This window comes from Luteimonas campi, assembly GCF_051162505.1.
Taxonomy (GTDB): domain Bacteria; phylum Pseudomonadota; class Gammaproteobacteria; order Xanthomonadales; family Xanthomonadaceae; genus Luteimonas.
Genome location: NZ_JBNWEM010000001.1, coordinates 214,415 through 230,083 on the forward strand (window position 1 = coordinate 214,415; position 15,669 = coordinate 230,083).

General features: G+C 72.2%; 14 protein-coding genes and 1 tRNA gene. 2 read left to right on the forward strand and 13 right to left on the reverse strand.

Translation table 11 applies throughout. The features are described from left to right. Nucleotides 1–49: 49 nt before the first annotated feature. The 11 genes from ACQYVW_RS01025 to ACQYVW_RS01075 all read right to left on the reverse strand — a co-directional run bounded on the left by ACQYVW_RS01025 (nt 50) and on the right by ACQYVW_RS01075 (nt 11,790). Nucleotides 50–125, reverse strand: a tRNA-Gly gene (locus ACQYVW_RS01025). Further along, entirely contained in the window at nt 116–766 is a 651-nt protein-coding gene (gene pgsA, locus ACQYVW_RS01030; RefSeq protein ID WP_434933120.1) for a CDP-diacylglycerol--glycerol-3-phosphate 3-phosphatidyltransferase, read from the reverse strand. The genes ACQYVW_RS01025 and pgsA overlap by 10 nt, the downstream gene beginning before the upstream one ends. Next, the gene (uvrC, locus tag ACQYVW_RS01035) at nt 763–2,796 is read right to left on the reverse strand and encodes an excinuclease ABC subunit UvrC (protein WP_434933119.1); all 2,034 of its coding nucleotides are present in this window, start codon (nt 2,794–2,796) and stop codon (nt 763–765) included. Before uvrC ends, pgsA begins: the two co-directional genes overlap by 4 nt. Then, complete coding sequence (locus ACQYVW_RS01040; RefSeq protein WP_434933118.1) at nt 2,793–4,217, reverse strand: thioredoxin-like domain-containing protein; 1,425 nt, start codon at nt 4,215–4,217, stop codon at nt 2,793–2,795. The genes uvrC and ACQYVW_RS01040 overlap by 4 nt, the downstream gene beginning before the upstream one ends. Nucleotides 4,218–4,226: 9 nt before the next feature. Further along, the gene (locus tag ACQYVW_RS01045; RefSeq protein ID WP_434933152.1) at nt 4,227–4,709 is read right to left on the reverse strand and encodes a low molecular weight protein-tyrosine-phosphatase; all 483 of its coding nucleotides are present in this window, start codon (nt 4,707–4,709) and stop codon (nt 4,227–4,229) included. Between the two features lie 4 nt (nt 4,710–4,713). After that, nucleotides 4,714–5,484, reverse strand: a complete 771-nt coding sequence (kdsB, locus tag ACQYVW_RS01050; RefSeq protein WP_434945755.1) for a 3-deoxy-manno-octulosonate cytidylyltransferase — start codon at nt 5,482–5,484, stop codon at nt 4,714–4,716. Next, on the reverse strand, nt 5,481–6,503 hold the full coding sequence (gene lpxK, locus ACQYVW_RS01055; RefSeq protein WP_434945756.1) for a tetraacyldisaccharide 4'-kinase: 1,023 nt from the start codon (nt 6,501–6,503) through the stop codon (nt 5,481–5,483). The genes kdsB and lpxK overlap by 4 nt, the downstream gene beginning before the upstream one ends. Beyond that, entirely contained in the window at nt 6,500–8,269 is a 1,770-nt protein-coding gene (gene msbA / locus ACQYVW_RS01060) for a lipid A export permease/ATP-binding protein MsbA (protein ID WP_434933115.1), read from the reverse strand. Before msbA ends, lpxK begins: the two co-directional genes overlap by 4 nt. Before the next feature lie 4 nt (nt 8,270–8,273). Next, complete coding sequence (locus ACQYVW_RS01065) at nt 8,274–8,699, reverse strand: ExbD/TolR family protein (RefSeq protein ID WP_434933113.1); 426 nt, start codon at nt 8,697–8,699, stop codon at nt 8,274–8,276. A gap of 4 nt (nt 8,700–8,703) precedes the next feature. After that, nucleotides 8,704–9,381: a MotA/TolQ/ExbB proton channel family protein gene (locus ACQYVW_RS01070; protein WP_434933112.1), complete on the reverse strand. Its 678-nt coding sequence runs from the start codon at nt 9,379–9,381 to the stop codon at nt 8,704–8,706. Nucleotides 9,382–9,435: 54 nt separating this feature from the next. Further along, entirely contained in the window at nt 9,436–11,790 is a 2,355-nt protein-coding gene (locus ACQYVW_RS01075) for a DNA internalization-related competence protein ComEC/Rec2 (RefSeq protein ID WP_434945757.1), read from the reverse strand. Nucleotides 11,791–11,932: 142 nt separating this feature from the next. Here ACQYVW_RS01075 and ACQYVW_RS01080 point away from each other — a divergent pair, with 142 nt between their 5' ends. Both ACQYVW_RS01080 and ACQYVW_RS01085 read left to right on the forward strand, forming a co-directional pair. After that, complete coding sequence (locus ACQYVW_RS01080; RefSeq protein ID WP_434945758.1) at nt 11,933–12,385, forward strand: PaaI family thioesterase; 453 nt, start codon at nt 11,933–11,935, stop codon at nt 12,383–12,385. 93 nt (nt 12,386–12,478) lie between these two features. Then, nucleotides 12,479–13,573: an NAD(P)/FAD-dependent oxidoreductase gene (locus tag ACQYVW_RS01085; protein WP_434945759.1), complete on the forward strand. Its 1,095-nt coding sequence runs from the start codon at nt 12,479–12,481 to the stop codon at nt 13,571–13,573. Nucleotides 13,574–13,656: 83 nt separating this feature from the next. On the opposite strand, the gene ACQYVW_RS01090 is transcribed toward ACQYVW_RS01085, so the two are convergent. Then, nucleotides 13,657–14,454 (reverse strand): amidohydrolase, encoded by a 798-nt coding sequence (locus ACQYVW_RS01090; protein ID WP_434945760.1) that lies wholly within the window; start codon nt 14,452–14,454, stop codon nt 13,657–13,659. 58 nt (nt 14,455–14,512) lie between these two features. Further along, nucleotides 14,513–15,658, reverse strand: a complete 1,146-nt coding sequence (locus ACQYVW_RS01095) for a pyridoxal phosphate-dependent aminotransferase (protein WP_434945761.1) — start codon at nt 15,656–15,658, stop codon at nt 14,513–14,515. Between the last annotated feature and the right edge of the window lie 11 nt (nt 15,659–15,669).

A 15,669-nucleotide genomic window follows, 5' to 3' on the forward strand; every position in this document is an offset into this window, starting at 1 on the left:
CGTGGCGCCGATAAACAAAACCCCGGCGATGCCGGGGCCTGCTTGAAACTGGAGCGGGAAACGAGACTCGAACTCGCGACCTCAACCTTGGCAAGGTTGCGCTCTACCAACTGAGCTATTCCCGCGTTGAGCCGCGCATTTTACCGGGTGTCTGCTTGGTGTCAACAGCTGATTGCTCTGCCGCGCGAAGGACCGGCCATGCCGCGCGCAGGTAGGCGAATCCGGACCACAACGTGAGCAGCGCGGCGCCGCCCAGCAGCCAGTCGCCGATGTGGAAAACGGGCACGCCCATCCAGATGTCGGTGCCCGGCTGCAGCGGATGCCGGGGGTTGATCGAGTACAGCAGGCACGACAGCGCCACCATCTGGGCAATGGTCTTGATCTTGCCGATAGCCGCCACCTTGACCGTGGCGCGCTGCCCCAGTTCGGCCATCCATTCGCGCAGCGCCGAGACCGCGATCTCGCGGCCCACGATCACCGCGGCCCAGAACGCCATCCACGGCGTGGGATGTCCCTGCACGATCAGGAACAGCGCCACGGCCACCATCAGCTTGTCGGCGACCGGGTCGAGGAAGGCGCCGAACGCGGAGTACTGGTGGTAGCGGCGCGCGATCCAGCCGTCCAGCCAGTCGGTGACGGCGGCCAGGATGAAGACGAACGCCGACGCGAAGTTGGTCCACTGGGACGGCATGTAGAAGACGGCCACCAGCACCGGGATCAGCACGATCCGGAGCAGGGTCAGCCAGGTGGGGACGGTCAGCTTCATTTCGACGATGGGGGTGTGCCGGGGGGAACGGCGTCCTGCAGGCCGTGCAGGGTCGCATAGATTCGTGCGGCCAGTGCCGCATTGACGCCCTCCACCCGCGCGATCTCCTCGATTCCGGCGGCCTTCAGTCCGCCCAGGCCGCCGAAATGCTTGAGCAGGCTGGCGCGGCGGCGCGGTCCGATGCCGGGGATGTCCTCGAGCCGGCTGTGACTGCGCGCCTTCTGCCTGCGCCCGCGGTGTCCGGTGATGGCGAACCGGTGCGCTTCGTCGCGGACCTGCTGGATCAGCTGCAGGCCGGGCGAATCCGCGCCGGGACGCAGCTCGCGCCCGTCGGGCAGCAGCAGGCGTTCGTGGCCGGCGCGCCGCTCCTCGCCCTTGGCCACGCCGACGATGATCACGCCAGCGTCGCCGGGTCCGGCCGCGGTGGCGATGCCGAGGGCGTCGAGTACGCCACGCGCCTGCGCCACCTGCCCCGCCCCGCCGTCGATCAGCAGCAGGTCGGGCAGGATGCCGGCGGGCCTGGGCTCACGCGGCGACTGCGGCGCATCGTCCTCGAGCGCCTGCGGCCCGCCCCCCGCGTCCTGCACGTCCACCGGCTCCCCGGCGGTTGCCGATCCGGCGGTCTCGCGCGGTTCGACCGCGCGGCGGAAGCGGCGGGTCAGGGCCTGCTGCATGGCCGCGTAATCGTCGCCCGGCTCGATGCCGGCGATGTTGTAGCGGCGGTATTGGCTGCGCACCGCGCCCTCGGCGTCGAAGACCACGCAGGACGCTACGGTCGCCTCGCCCATCGTATGGCTGATGTCGAAGCACTCGATCCGGGCCGGCGCCTGCGACAGGCCCAGCAGGGCGCACAGCGAGTCGATCCGCGCCTGCTGGGCGGCGCGGCTGCCCAGTTCGGTGGCGAGCGAGAGTTCGGCATTGCGTCGCGCCAGGTCGAGATAGCCGGCGCGCTCGCTGCGCACGCTGTGGCGGATCTGCACCTTGCGCCCGGTGGCGGCGGTGAACGCCTCTTCCAGCAGGGGGATGTCCTCGATCGCGCGGTCGAGCACGATCTCGCGCGGCGCCGGCTGCTCGCCGTAGTACTGCGAGACGAAGGCGGCCAGCACCTCGGCCGGGTTGTCGCTGCCGTTGGTCCTGGGGAAGAAGGCGCGCGTGCCGAGGTTGCGGCCGTCGCGGAAGGCCAGCAGCAGCACGCAGGCCTGGCTGCCCTGCATCGCGACGGCCAGCACGTCGAGTTCCGCGGCGCGACCGTCCACGTACTGGCGCGCCTGCAGCGTGCGCACGCTGGCGACCAGGTCGCGCAGGCGTGCGGCCTCCTCGAAATCCAGGCGTGCGCTCGCCGCCTCCATCGCCTCGCCCAGTTCGCGGGTGAGTTCGTCGCTGCGGCCTTCCAGGAACAGGGTGGCGCGGCGTACCGCGTCGGCGTACTCGCGCGCCGGCACCAGGCCCACGCAAGGCGCGGTGCAGCGGCCGATCTGGTGCTGCAGGCAGGGCCGCGAGCGGTTGCGGAACACGCTGTCCTCGCAGCTGCGCAGCTTGAACAGCTTGTGCATCATGTTCAGCGTCTCGCGCACCGCGGTGACGCCGGGGTACGGGCCGAAATAGCGCCCGGGCAGGCTGCGCGGACCGCGATGCAGGGCCAGCCGCGGCCACGGCTCCTGGGTGACGAGTACGTAGGGGTAGCTCTTGTCGTCGCGCAGCAGCACGTTGTAGCGCGGCCGCAGCGACTTGATCAGCTGGTTCTCCAGCAGCAGCGCCTCGCCCTCGGTGCGCGTCACCGTGACTTCCATGCGCGCCACCTGGGCCAGCATCGCGATCGTGCGCGAGGCCTTGGGCGTGTTGGCGAAATAGCTGGCCACGCGCTTGCGCAGCGCGCCGGCCTTGCCGACGTACAGCACGCTGCCGTCGGCGGCGATCATGCGGTAGACGCCGGGTGCGGTACTCAGGCCGCGGGCGAAGGCCTTGCCGTCGAAAGGAACGTCGTCGGGCGGGCTGCCGGAGCGGGGAACGGGCGCTTGCTCGCCGGTCATTCGCCGATGGGCACGTGGCGCAGCGCGCCGGTGCGGGGGTCGAAGCGGAGCACGGCATGGGCGTCGGTATCGGCGATCCAGATCGCCCCGCCGCCGACGGCCAGCCCCGCCGCGCCATGCAGGCGTTGCGGCAGGCTGGTGGTCGACAGTTCGCCGCCGCCTAGGCGCAGGCAGCGCAGCGCGTCGTTGCCGGCGTCCGCGATCCACAGCAGGGGCGCGTCGGGATCGAGCGCGATCGCCAGCGGCTGCTGCAGGCGCGCTTCGCTGCGCGCCCCGTCGGCATGACCGAACTGCCACTGGTCCTGGCCGACCAGGGTCGAGACCGCGCCGGTCCGCACGTTCACGCTGCGGATGGCCGAGCCGGCGGCGTCGCAGACGTACAGCACCTGCTGCACGGCCGCCAGCGCCGCCGGTTCGGCGAACGACGCGCCTACGCCGTTGCCGTCGGCGACGGCCAGGCGACCGGAACCCGCCACCAGTTCGATGCCCGGCGCGCCCAGTTCGTATTTCCAGATGCGGTTGTCGCCAGTGGTGGCGATGAACAGGGCGCTGCCGCTGATCGCGACCGAGCGCGGCTGGTCGAGTGCGACCGCGCGCGGATCGGCGATGGCGCCTTCGCGCGGCGTACCAGAACGACCGGCACCGCACAGGGTGTCGACGTCGCCGCCGCGCAACTCGATGCGGCGCACCGCATGGTTGCCGCTGTCGGCCACGTACAGTACGTCGCGCCACAGGCACATGCCGTGCGGCCGGTTGAATGCGGCCAGTTCCATCGGGCCATCGATGAAACCCGGATCGCCGCTGCCGAACTGGCGCAGCACGCGCCCGGCCTGGTCGCATTCGAGCACCCGATGGTGCTCGCAGTCGGCCACGTACAGATAGTTGCCCGACACCACCAGGCCCGACGGGAAGCGCAGCGGCAGCGGCGGTTCGCCGCCGCGCCGCATCTCGATGGGATCGGCGCTCGGCAGCGTCGGAACCAGTTCGTCGGTGAGCGCGCTGACGCGCGCGTCGAGCTCGCGGATGGGGCCGTCGCCGACGACGCGCTCGCGGATCCGGCCATCGCCGTCGATCAGCACCACGGTCGGCCAGGCTTCGATGCCGTAGTGCTGCCACAGGGTCCAGTCCGGGTCGTGCCCGATCGGGAAGCCGTAGCGCTGCCGGTTGAGGCGCTTGCCGATCCGGCGCGCGTCGCGCTCACCGTCGAAGCGGGGCACGTGCACGGCCACCACGTTGAGCCGGTCGCCATGGCGGGCGCGCAGGCGCGCAAGGTCGGCCAGGCGCTGCTGGCACCAGGCCGATCCGGCGTTGACGAAAGCCAGCGCGCAGACCTTGCCGCGCAGCTGCGCCATGCGCAGCGGCGCCATCAGGTTCAGCCACTCGATGCCGGGCGGAAACTCGGGGGCGGTGTTCGCGTCCATCGCGGACGATTATGCGTCAATCCGTGCGGTACGGTCGGCCAGGCGCGTGACGATGGCGCCGGCGGCGCGATCCATCAAGGTCCACACGTGTTCGAAGGCTTCCGGGCCGCCCGTGTAGGGATCGGGCACCTCCGCGCCCTGCCCCAGGCCGGCCCATTCCAGCAGCAGGGCGCTGCGCGCGGTGGCGTCGGCGGGCGCACGCGCGCGCACGTCGGCCAGGTTGCAGCTGTCGGCGCACAGCAACCAGTCGAAATGGCGGTAGTCGGCGGCGTGCAGCTGGCGCGCGCGCAGCAGGGTCAGGTCGACCCCGTGCCGGGCGGCGTTGGCGATGGTGCGCGGATCCGGCGGCTGGCCGACATGCCAGTCGCCCGTTCCGGCCGAATCCAGTTCCACGCGGTGGTCGAGGCCTGCATCCTCCAGCCGCCGGCGCAGCACCCCTTCGGCCAGCGGCGAGCGGCAGATGTTGCCCAGGCAGACCACCAGCAGGCGCAACGGTTCAGCCACGGCCAGCCTCCAGGATCGCCTCGGCCCGGGCCAGGTCTTCCGGCGTGTCCACGCCCTGCGGGAACGGCTCGGGCGCCAGCGCCACCGCGATCGGCCAGCCCGCCTGCAGCACGCGCAGCTGTTCCAGCGATTCGATCTGCTCCAGCCTGCCCGGCGGCATCTGCGAGAAGCGCCGCAGGAAGCCGGCGCGATAGGCGTAGATGCCGATGTGGCGCAGCCATTCGCCGGCCACGGTCACCGTTCCCTCGCGCGCGAACGCGTCCCGGTGCCAAGGGATCGGCGCGCGGCTGAAATACAGGGCGTGGCCGGTGTCGGCGATCACCACCTTGACCGTATTGGGATCGAACAGCACCGGAGGCTCGGCGATCGGCTCGGCCAGGGTGGCCATGGCGGCGTGGCCGTCGGCGAGCAGCTCGGCCACCCGGCGGATGCCCGACGCCGGCGCGAAGGGTTCGTCGCCCTGCAGGTTGACCACCAGCGTGTCGTCGACCCAGCCGGCGATGTCGGCGCACTCGGCGAGGCGGTCCGTGCCGGACTGGTGGTCGCTGCGGGTCATCGCCACCCGCACGCCGCTGCCCTCGAGCGCCTGGGCGATGCGTTCGTCGTCGGCCGCCACCCAGACCTCGCGCGCGCCGGCGGCCAGGGCGCGCCGCGCCACATGCAGGACCAGCGGCTCGCCGGCGAGCAGGCGCAGCGGCTTGCCGGGCAGACGGGTAGCGGCATGGCGGGCGGGAATGGCGACGACGAAATCCGGTGGGGTCATGGAGCCTGCCTGGGTTCGGGCCTGAGGGACGACAGCCTGCCGAGCAGCGCGATCCAGAACGCTTCGGGCAGGCGCGCGTCGATGCCGACGCTGCACCAGCGGTCGCCGGCGAAAGCGGCGCACTTCACCGCGTCCTTTTCGGTCAGCAGCACCGGCAGGTCGCTGCCGAAGCGCAGATCGTCCGCGGCATAGCGGTGATGGTCGGGAAAGGCATGCGGGACCACGGCGATCCCATGGCCGCGCAGCATCGAGAAAAAGCGCTCCGGATCGCCGATTCCGGCGACCGCATGCACGCGCTGTCCCGCGAAGGAGGCCAGCGACCTCGGCCGGCCGCCGGTCAGCGGACGTGCCTGTCCGGGCTCCAGCCACATCGGCCATTCGCCGAAGCCGGCGGCCAGGTCCGGATCGCTGCCGACGTTGAGCACGCGGAACTGGCAGGCCTCGCCGCGCGCCGGAGGCTCGCGCAACGGCCCCGCGGGCAGCAGGCGGCCGTTGCCGTAGCGGCGCCGGCCATCGATCACTTCCACCTCGAGATCGCGCGCCAGCCGGTAGTGCTGCAGGCCGTCGTCGCAGACCACCAGGTCGCAGCCGGCCGCGTGCAGCGCCAGCGCGGCCGCGTGGCGGTCCGCATCGACGCGCACGGGCGCGCCGGTGCGCGCCGCGATCAGCACCGGTTCGTCGCCGCCCAGCGCCGGATCGGTGTCGGCCTGCACCCAGGCGGGCTTGCCCGCTTCGCTGCGGCCGTAGCCGCGGCTGGCCACGCCGGGCGTCCATCCGGCCGCGCGCAGCCGCTCGACCAGGGCGATGGTCAGCGGCGTCTTGCCGCTGCCGCCGGCCACCAGGTTGCCGACCACCAGCACCGGGCAGCCCGGGTGGCGCGCGCGCAGCAGGCCCCGCCGGTAGAGGTCGCGGCGCAGACCGGCAAGCGCGCCATAGAGGCCCGCCAGCGCGCGTGCGTGGATCGGCGCGTCCGCCTCGCCGTACCAATAGGCAGGGACCTTCGGGCCGCCTCGGCTCACGCTTCGCCGCCCTCGCGGAACTGCATCCGGTGCAGGTGCGCGTACAGACCGCCCCGCGCCAGCAGTTCGGCATGGGTGCCCTGCTCCACCAGCCGGCCCTGGTCGAGCACCAGCACCTGGTCGGCGTGTTCGATGGTCGACAGCCGGTGCGCGATCACCAGGGTGGTGCGGTCGGGCATGAGCCGGGTGAGCGCGTCCTGCACCAGGCGCTCGGATTCGGTGTCGAGCGCCGCCGTGGCCTCGTCCAGGATCAGGATCGGCGCGTCGCGCAGGATCGCGCGCGCGATCGCCAGGCGCTGGCGCTGGCCGCCGGACAGCATCGAGCCGTTCTCGCCGATCGGCGTGTCCATGCCCTGCGGCAGGCGCTCGATGAACTCCCAGGCATTGGCCGCCTCGGCGGCGGCGCGCAGGGCCTCGGGCGTCGCTTCCGCGGCGTAGGCGATGTTGGCCGCGACGCTGTCGTCGAACAGCATCACGCGCTGCCCCACCAGGGCGATCTGGCGGCGCAGGTCAGACAGGCGGTACTGGTCGAGCGGCACGCCATCGAGCCTGATCGCGCCCGAACTCGGCTCGTAGAAGCGCGGTACCAGCCGCACCAGGCTGGTCTTGCCGCTGCCCGAGCGACCGACGATCGCGGTCACGGTGCCCGGCGCCGCGGTGAAGCTGATCCCCTCCAGGGCGTGGCGCACTTCGTCGCGCTCGTAGCGCAGCGAGACGTTGTCGAACACCAGTTCGCCGCGCGCGCGCGCCAGCGGCACCGCGCCCGCATCGCGCTCCTCGTCCGAGTCCAGCACCCCGAACAGGCGCTCGGCCGCCGCCACGCCGCGGCCGATCACGCTCTGTACGTTGGTGATCCGGCGCAGCGAAGGAATGATGCCCATCATCGCGGTCATCAGCTGCACGAACTCGCCGGGATTGAGCCGGCCCTCGAGCGCCTCGTGCACCGAGACCCAGACGATCGCCGCCAGCGCCAGCGCGGCCAGGATCTGGACCAGGGCCGAGGACATCGCGCGCGTGGTCTCGACCTTCATGTTCAGCCGCAGGATGCGGTTGGCGAAGCTCGAATAGCGGCTGCGCTCGAAAATTTGCGCGCCGTACACCTTGACGTCCTGCTGCGCCGCCAGCGACTGCTCGGCGCTGGCCGCCAGCGCGCCCATGCCGTCCTGGATGCCGCGACTGATGCGCCGGTAGCGCCCGCCCACGTACCAGACCAGCACGCCGATCAGCGGCGCGATGAGGATCATCGCCAGGGTCACCTTGACGCTGGTCCAGAGCATCAGGCCGAACAGGAAGGCGATGGTGAGCCCGTCGGTGAGGATGGCCTTGAGCGCGTCCGAGCTGGCCTGGGTGACCTGCTCGGTATCGAAGTTGAGCCGGCTGACCATCGCCGGCACCGCCTCGGTGTCGAAACGCGTGCTGGGCAGCCGCAGGTACTTGCCCAGCACCAGCTCGCGCAGGTCGCGCACCACGCTGCGGCCGACGCGCGCCATGCCGTAGTCGGTGGCGAAGGTGGCCAGGCCGCGCAGCACGAACAGGCCGACGATCGCCAGCGGCAGCACGATCGCCATGTCCGGCTTGGGATCGACGAAGCCGTCGTTGGTCAGCGGTTCCATCAGCCAGACGAAGGCCGCGCCGGCCAGCGCCTCGACGATCATCGCCGCCATCGCGACCAGCAGGAACGGCCAGTACACCCAGGCGTGGCCGAGGAGGCGCCGGTAGATCGGCCAGGCGCCCTGGCTCTCGGTGGTGCGGGAGGAATCGCTCATGGGATCAGGGCGCCGGCGCCTGCTCGGGCGCGGTCGCGTTGGCGATGCGGGTGAAGCCGAGCTGGCCCAGCGCGTCGTAGGCCGTGACCACCGCCTGCCACGGCGTGCGCGCATCGGCACGCAGCAGCACGGTGCGCTCGCGGTCGTCGCCGGCGACCTCGACGATGGTGCGCTTGAGCGACTCGACGTCGGTGCGCAGCGCCTCGCGGTCGCCGACGAAATAGCGGCCCTCGGCATTGATCAGCAGGCTCAGCGAATCGGTCTGGGTGTTGGCCTGGCCGTCTGCGCGCGGCAGCTCGAGCTTGAGCACCGAGCGCGCGTCGAAGGTGGTGGTGATCACGAAGAAGATGATCAGCACCAGGATCACGTCGATCAGCGGCACCAGGTTGATCTCGGGCACGTCCTCGGCCCTGCGGTCGCGGATCCGCATGCGCTCAACCCTGCGCCGGCTGCGCGGCGGGCTGGCCCTCGCCCTGCGGCCAGGCGGCCATGGCCGCGGCCGCGGCGCGGGCGCGCGGGTCGATCACGTCCATCAACTGGATGGCCTCGTGCTCCATGTCGACGATGTAGCCGTCGATGCGGGCGCGGAACCAGCGATGGAAGATCAGCGCCGGCACCGCGACCACCATGCCCGCGGCGGCGCAGACCAGCGCCTTGCCGATGCCGCCGGCCAGCTGGTTCACATCGCCCACGCCGTGGTCCATCACCCCCAGGAACATCTGGATCATGCCGACCACGGTACCGAACAGGCCCAGCAGCGGGCCGGCGCCGGCGATGGTGCCCAGCGCATTGAGGAAGCGTTCCATGCGGTGGGCGATGTGGCGGCCCACGTCCTCCACCCGCTCGCGGATCTCCTCGCGCGGGCGGTGGCGCACGTCCAGGGCCGCGGCCAGCAGTTCGCCCAGCGGCGAGTTGCGGCGCAGCGAGTCGATATGGCTGGGGTCGAGCCGGCCACGCGCGGCCCAGGTGCGGACTTCCTGCCCCAGGCCCGGCGGCAGCACCGCGCTGCGCCGCAGCGCCCAGAACCGTTCGACGATGATCGCCAGCCCCACCGCCGAGAGCAGCAACAGCGGCAGCATCGGCCAGCCGCCGGCCTTCACCAGTTCAAGCACGCTCTTCCTCCGGCCCGCGGGCCTGCCCCAGCAACGGCCGATAGGATAGCCCGCTCAACGCTCCGCGTCGGCCCTGCGCACCGAGTCCCAGAGGCGCGGATGGCGGCTGCGGTGCCGTTCGATGTGCGGCTGGTCACTGATGCGGATGCGGATGGCGCCATCGCGCGCGGTATCGGCGGTGATCGCGCCGGCATCGCGCCAGCGCTGCATGACCCGTGGATGCGGGTGGCCGAAGCGGTTGCCGTGGCCGGTCGAGGCGACCGCCATCCGCGCCTGCGCGGCGGCCACGAAGGCCGGATCGGAGGACTTGTCGCTGCCGTGGTGCGCCAGCAGGACCACGTCGCTGCGCAGCGACCCGGCCTGGTCGTGCACCAGCATGCGTTCGACCACCGCGCCGATGTCGCCGGCCAGCAGGGCCGAGCCCTGCGCCGACTCGATCCGCAGCACGCAGCTCGACTCGTTGCGCATGGCGGGGAAATGCAGGTGCGGATGCAGGAAAGAGAAGCGGACGCCGTCGAACGCCCATGTGCTGCCCGCCAGGCAGGGCGCCGCCGCGGCGATACCGGCGTCGCGCGCGGCGAACACCGGAACGGCAGGGAACCTGCGCAGCACCGCGTCCAGGCCGCCGGCGTGGTCGGCATCGCCGTGGCTGACCACCACCGCATCCAGCCGGCGCACCCCCAGCGCATGCAGGGCCGGGGCCACCACCCGCTCGCCCGCGTCGAAGCCTTCCGGCAATGCCGGGCCCGCGTCGTAGAGCAGCGCATGCCCGGCGGTCCGGACCAGCACCGAGGTGCCCTGCCCCACGTCCAGCACCACCAGTTCGAAGCGACCTGGCGCCGGCAGCCCGCGCTCCGGCCACAGCAGGGGCAGGAACAGCAGCGGCGCCAGCGCCTTGCCCGGGACCCCGCGCGGCAGCAGCAGCCAGAACGCCCCCAGCAGCGCCAGCGGCAGCGCCAGCCAGTGGGCCTCCGGCAGCCACCACAGCGCCAGGCGGCCAGCCGCCAGTCGCTCGAACAGCGGCCAGGACAGATCGAAGCACCAGGCCGACAGCCGCCAGGCCGGGCCGCCCCAGCCCGTCGACAGCGCCTCCAGGCCGGTGCCCACCAGTGCCAGCGGCACCACCACCAGGCTCCACCAGGGGATGGCGACCAGGTTGGCCAGCGGCCCGGCCAGCGAGGCCTGGCCGAACAGGACCGCCGTCAGCGGCAGCAGGCCGAGCGTGGCCACCCACTGCGCCGACAGGAAGCCGCGCCAGAGCGGCTGGGCATGGGCGCCTGGCAGGCACCAGGCCAGCCAGGCCACGCCGGCAAAGCTGAGCCAGAACCCGGCCGCCAGTACCGACAGCGGATCGAGCAGCAGCAGCAGCGCCAGCGCCGCCAGCGCCAGCGAATCCACCACCCCCATCGGGCGTCGCCACAGCCGCGCCAGCACCACCACCGCGATCATCAGCACGGTGCGCACAGTCGGCAGGGCGAAGCCGGCGACGGCCGCATAGCCCGCCGCGCCGAGCAGCGCGCCGCAGGCGGCCGCCTGTGGGCGCGGCAGCCAGCGACCGAGGCCGGGCAGCAGCCACCACAGGCCGGCGATCGTGAGCGCGAAGAAGCCGGCCACCAGGCCGACATGGAAGCCCGAGATCGCGATCAGATGGGTCAGGCCGGTGGCACGCAGGACTTCCCAGTCCAGATCGTCCAGCGCCCGCGTATCGCCCAGCGCCAGCGCCCGCACGAAGCGCGAGGTCGGCCGCGCCAGCGCGGCGTCGATCCGCCTGGCCATGCCATCGCGCCAGCCGTCGACACCCGAGGCGCCGTCCAGGCGCCGCCACGGGTCGGAGGTCCGCACGTAGCCGGTCGCCGCCAGCCGCGCCGCCAGCGCATGCCGTTCGCCGTCGTACCAGCCCGGGTTGCGCAGGCCGCGCGGCGCCCGGAGACGCGCCGTCAGCTGCCAGCGGCTGCCGGGCACGAGCTCCTGCCGGGGTGACGGCGCGCCATCGCGATCGTCGTACCAGGACAGCCGCAGCAGCTTGCCACGCAGGGCCGCGGGCTGGCCGGGGTCGTGCGCCACCCGGAACAGGAAGCGCGTGCGCCTGGGCTCGTGTTGGGGCAACTGCACCACCCTGCCCTCGAGGGCGAAGTCGCCGCGCTCCAGCGCCGGCGGGAGCTGCCGCGCCAGCACGCCGGCCGCGTGCAGGCCGAACAGGGCGAAGCCGAGCGCCAGCGCGCCGGCCGGGCGCCGCCAGTCGTCGAAGCGCCACCACGCCCAGAGGCCGGACAAGGCCAGCGGCGCCAGGACGAGGGCCGGCGGCAGAGCCGGCAGCCGCGCGCAGGCCAGCACGCCGAGCAAGAGGCTGGCGGCGACCGCCGGACCGAACGGGGCCCGATGGGCCGGATCGCCGCGTGGACCTTCCATGGTCTCTGCCCCGGGGGAGATGGCCGCCAGCGTGCCCCGGCAGCCGGACCGTCGGGCATCGGGTTGCGGCGCAGCGCGGCGTAGGAATGTTCCGAAGCCGGGCCGCGTTTAACATCGATGATCCGCTGTCCCGGCCCGTCCGATGCCTGACTCGACCCCCGACCCGTCCGCCCTGATCCGCGAGCGCCTCCCGCCCGGCCTGCATGGCCTGGTGCCGCCCCCCTGCCTGCTGGACATGCAGGGCGAACTGGTCGACTACGAAGAGGGGCGTGCGCTGCGCATGCGCTTCCCGGTGCTGCCGCGCTACCGCAACCCGCTGGGCAACATGCAGGGCGGCTTCATCGTCGCCGCACTCGACAACACCATCGGTCCGTTCTCGTTCCTGGTGGCGCCGCCCAGCGCCACGGCCAGCCTGGACACCCAGTACCTGCGCCCGGTCACCCCGGACGATGCCAGCATCACCTGCCGCGCCTGGCTGGTCGAGCGCACCCGCAACACGCTGCACATCCATGCCGAGGCCCGCAACGAGGCCGGGAAGATCGTCGTGCTGGCGCAGTCGGTGAACCAGCTGCTGGGCGAGCGCGCGGCGGGCTGATCCGCGCCCGCTTCATTCCCGCTTCACCCCGGCTCCCCGTCCCGCACATCCCGCCACGCCAGGCTGTGCGCGACCTGCGGCGGAGAAGCGCGGATGCAGCTGGAGTGGGATGTGGTGATAGTGGGCGCGAGCTTCGCAGGCGCGGCCTGCGCGCTGGCGGCACGCCGGGCCGGGCTGCGCGTGTGCGTGCTCGAGCGCAAGCGCGATCCGGGCATGCGCCTGCATACCACCGGCATCATCGTGCGTGAGGCCGCCGAGGGCACCGCGCTGGCCGGGATCCCGCCCGCGCTGGTCCGGCGCATCGAAGGCGTACGCCTGTATGCGCCAAACCTGCGCAGCATGGCGCTGCAGCGGCGCGACTACTACTTCCTGGCGACCGATACGCCGGAGGTGATGCGCTGGCTGGCAGGCGAACTCGAGCGCGCCGGCGTCGAGCTGCGGCTGATGCAGTCGTTCACCGATGCGCGCCGCGACGGTGCCGGCTGGCAGGTGGCCGGCCTCGGCGGCTGCCGCTGGCTGGTGGGCGCCGATGGCGCCAAGTCGCGGGTGGCGATGCGCGCCGGACTGGGCCGCGTGCGCGCGTTCCTGTACGGCGTGGAGCACGAGTTCGACGGCGCCACGCTGGCCGAACCCGGGCGGCTGCACTGCTTCATCGACCGCGGGCTTGCGCCGGGCTACATCGGCTGGGCCGCGCAGAACCCGCGCGGCGTGCAGATGGGGCTGGCGTTCCGGCATGGCGACGACCGCGCGGGCGTGCCCGATATCGCCGCGTTCCGCCGGCGCGTCGGCGAACGCCTCGGCCTGGATCCGGCGCTGCAGCCAACCGCCACCCGTGCCGGCCTGATCCCGTGCGGTGGACCGGTGCGGCCCTTGTCCGCGCCAGGCGTGATCCTGACCGGCGACGCCGCCGGCATCGTCTCGCCGGTGACGGCGGGTGGCATCCATTCGGCGTGGCGGCACGGCGAAGCGGTGGGACGGGCGATCGCGGCGCATCTGCGCGATGACGGCCCGGATCCTGCACGCCTGGCCGCCCGCGCCGCGCCGCGCTATCGCGGCAAGCGGCTGCTGCGCTGGGCCTTCGACCACCTGCAACGGGACTGGCCCTTCGACCTGCTGCTCGGCACCCCGCCGCTGCGCTGGGCCGCCGAGCGCATCTACTTCCACGCACGGCCGCGCGGCGGGCGGTGACCCTGGCGTGGGTGCCGGGAGCCCGGGACGATCTGATGGTCCCGCGCAAGCGGCGGGTGTGCCTGTCCCGGAATGGCCGGCCGTCAGCGCAGTTCGAACGCGTCGCTGTCGAGCATCGCCGGGAAGCGTTCGCGGTGCGCCGCCAGCTCGGACGCCAGCAGGGTCGTGGTCGACACCACTTCGGCATCCGTGCACTCGCTGGCGGCCTGGCCCAGGAAGTCGATCACCGCGCTGTCGCCCGAGTAGTGCAGCCCGCTGCCGTCGGTGCCGACCCGGTTGAGCCCGGCGACATAGCAGAGGTTCTCGATCGCGCGGGCGCGCAGCAGGGTCTTCCAGGCATGGGCCCGCGCCGAGGGCCAGTTGGCGATATAGATGAGCAGGTCGTAGTCCGGCGCGCCGGGGCGCTCGACGTCGTAGCGGTTGCGCGAGTACACCGGGAAGCGCAGGTCGTAGCAGACCAGCGGGCAGATCCGCCAGCCCTTCCACTCCACGGTCAGGCGGTCGCGGCCGGCGGCGTAGCGTTCGTGCTCGCGCGCGTAGCGGAACAGGTGGCGCTTGTCGTAATGCGCCAGGCCCCCGTCCGGCGTGGCCCACAACAGGCGGTTGAACACGTCCCCGTCCACGCGCAGCTGCACGCTGCCGCAGATGGCCGCGTCCAGGCGCTGCGCCTGCGCATGCATCCACTCCACGGTCGGGCCGTCCATGGTCTCGGCGTTGCCGATGGCGTCGTTGGAAAAACCGGAGGTGAAAGTTTCAGGCAGCAGCACCACGTCGGTGGTGCCACGCAGCGGCGCGATCAGCCGGCCGTAGTAGTCGCGGTTGCCCGCGGGGTCGTGCCACAGGGTCGCGCCCTGGACCAGGGAAATGCGAAGGTCGTTCATGCGTCCAGCCTATCCAAGCCGCACCTGCTTGGGTAGGCGGTCCCTATGGCGCGGAAACCTAGAGGCGCTGCAGGCGCTCGATGGCGGCGTCGAGCGTGGCCTCGTTCTTGGCGAAGCACAGGCGGGCCAGGCGCTGGCCCGCGGGCGGCGCGTCGTAGAACGGCGAGAGCGGGATCGCGGCCACCCCCTTCTCCACCGTGAGCCAGCGGCAGAACGCCGCGTCGTCCAGGTCGCTCACGGCCGAATAGTCCACCAGCTGGAAATAGCCGCCGGGTACCGGCAGCGGCTGCAGCCGGGTAGTGGCGAGCTGCTCTCGGAAGCGGTCGCGCTTGGCCTGGTAGAACGCGCCCAGCTGTTCGTAGTGCTCCGGCTCGGCCTCCAGCATCGCGGCGAAGGCATGCTGGGCCGGGGCGAAGGTGCAGAACACGTTGTACTGGTGCACCTTGCGGAACTCGGCGGTCAATGCCGGCGGCGCGATGCAGTAGCCCACCTTCCAGCCGGTGCAGTGGTAGGTCTTGCCGAAGCTGGACACCACGAAGGCGCGCTGGCGCAGCTCCGGGTGGCGCAGCACCGATTCGTGCCGGGCCCCGTCAAATACGATGTGCTCGTAGACCTCGTCCGAGAGCAGGTAGATGCCGCTGCCGTCCAGGATCGACGCCAGCTCGCGCATGTCCTCGGCCGAGAGCATGGCCCCGGACGGATTGTGCGGGCTGTTGATCATCAGCAGGCGCGTGCGCGGGCCGATCGCCTCGCGCACCCGCTGCCAGTCGGGCGCGAAGCTGGCCGGGTCCAGCGGCACGTGCACCGCGCGCGCGCCGGCCAGGTCGATGGCGGGCTCGTAGCAGTCGTAGCAGGGGTCGAGCACCACCACCTCGTCGCCCGCCCGTACCACGGCGTGGATGGCGTTGAAGATGGCCTCGGTGGCGCCGCTGGTCACCGTGACCTCGGCGTCCGGCTCCGGGCGATGGCCATAGACGCGCGCGCTCTTGGCGGCGATGGCCTGGCGCAGCGCCGGCACGCCGGTCATCGGCGCATACTGGTTGTGGCCGGCGCGCATGGCCCGGTCGAGCTCCTCCACCAGCCGTGCCGGCACGTCGAAGTCGGGAAATCCCTGGCCGAGGTTGACTGCCGCATGTTCCTGCGCCAGCTGCGACATCACGGTAAAGATGGTGGTGCCGACCTTCGGCAGCTTGCTTTGCAACATCGAACGTCCAT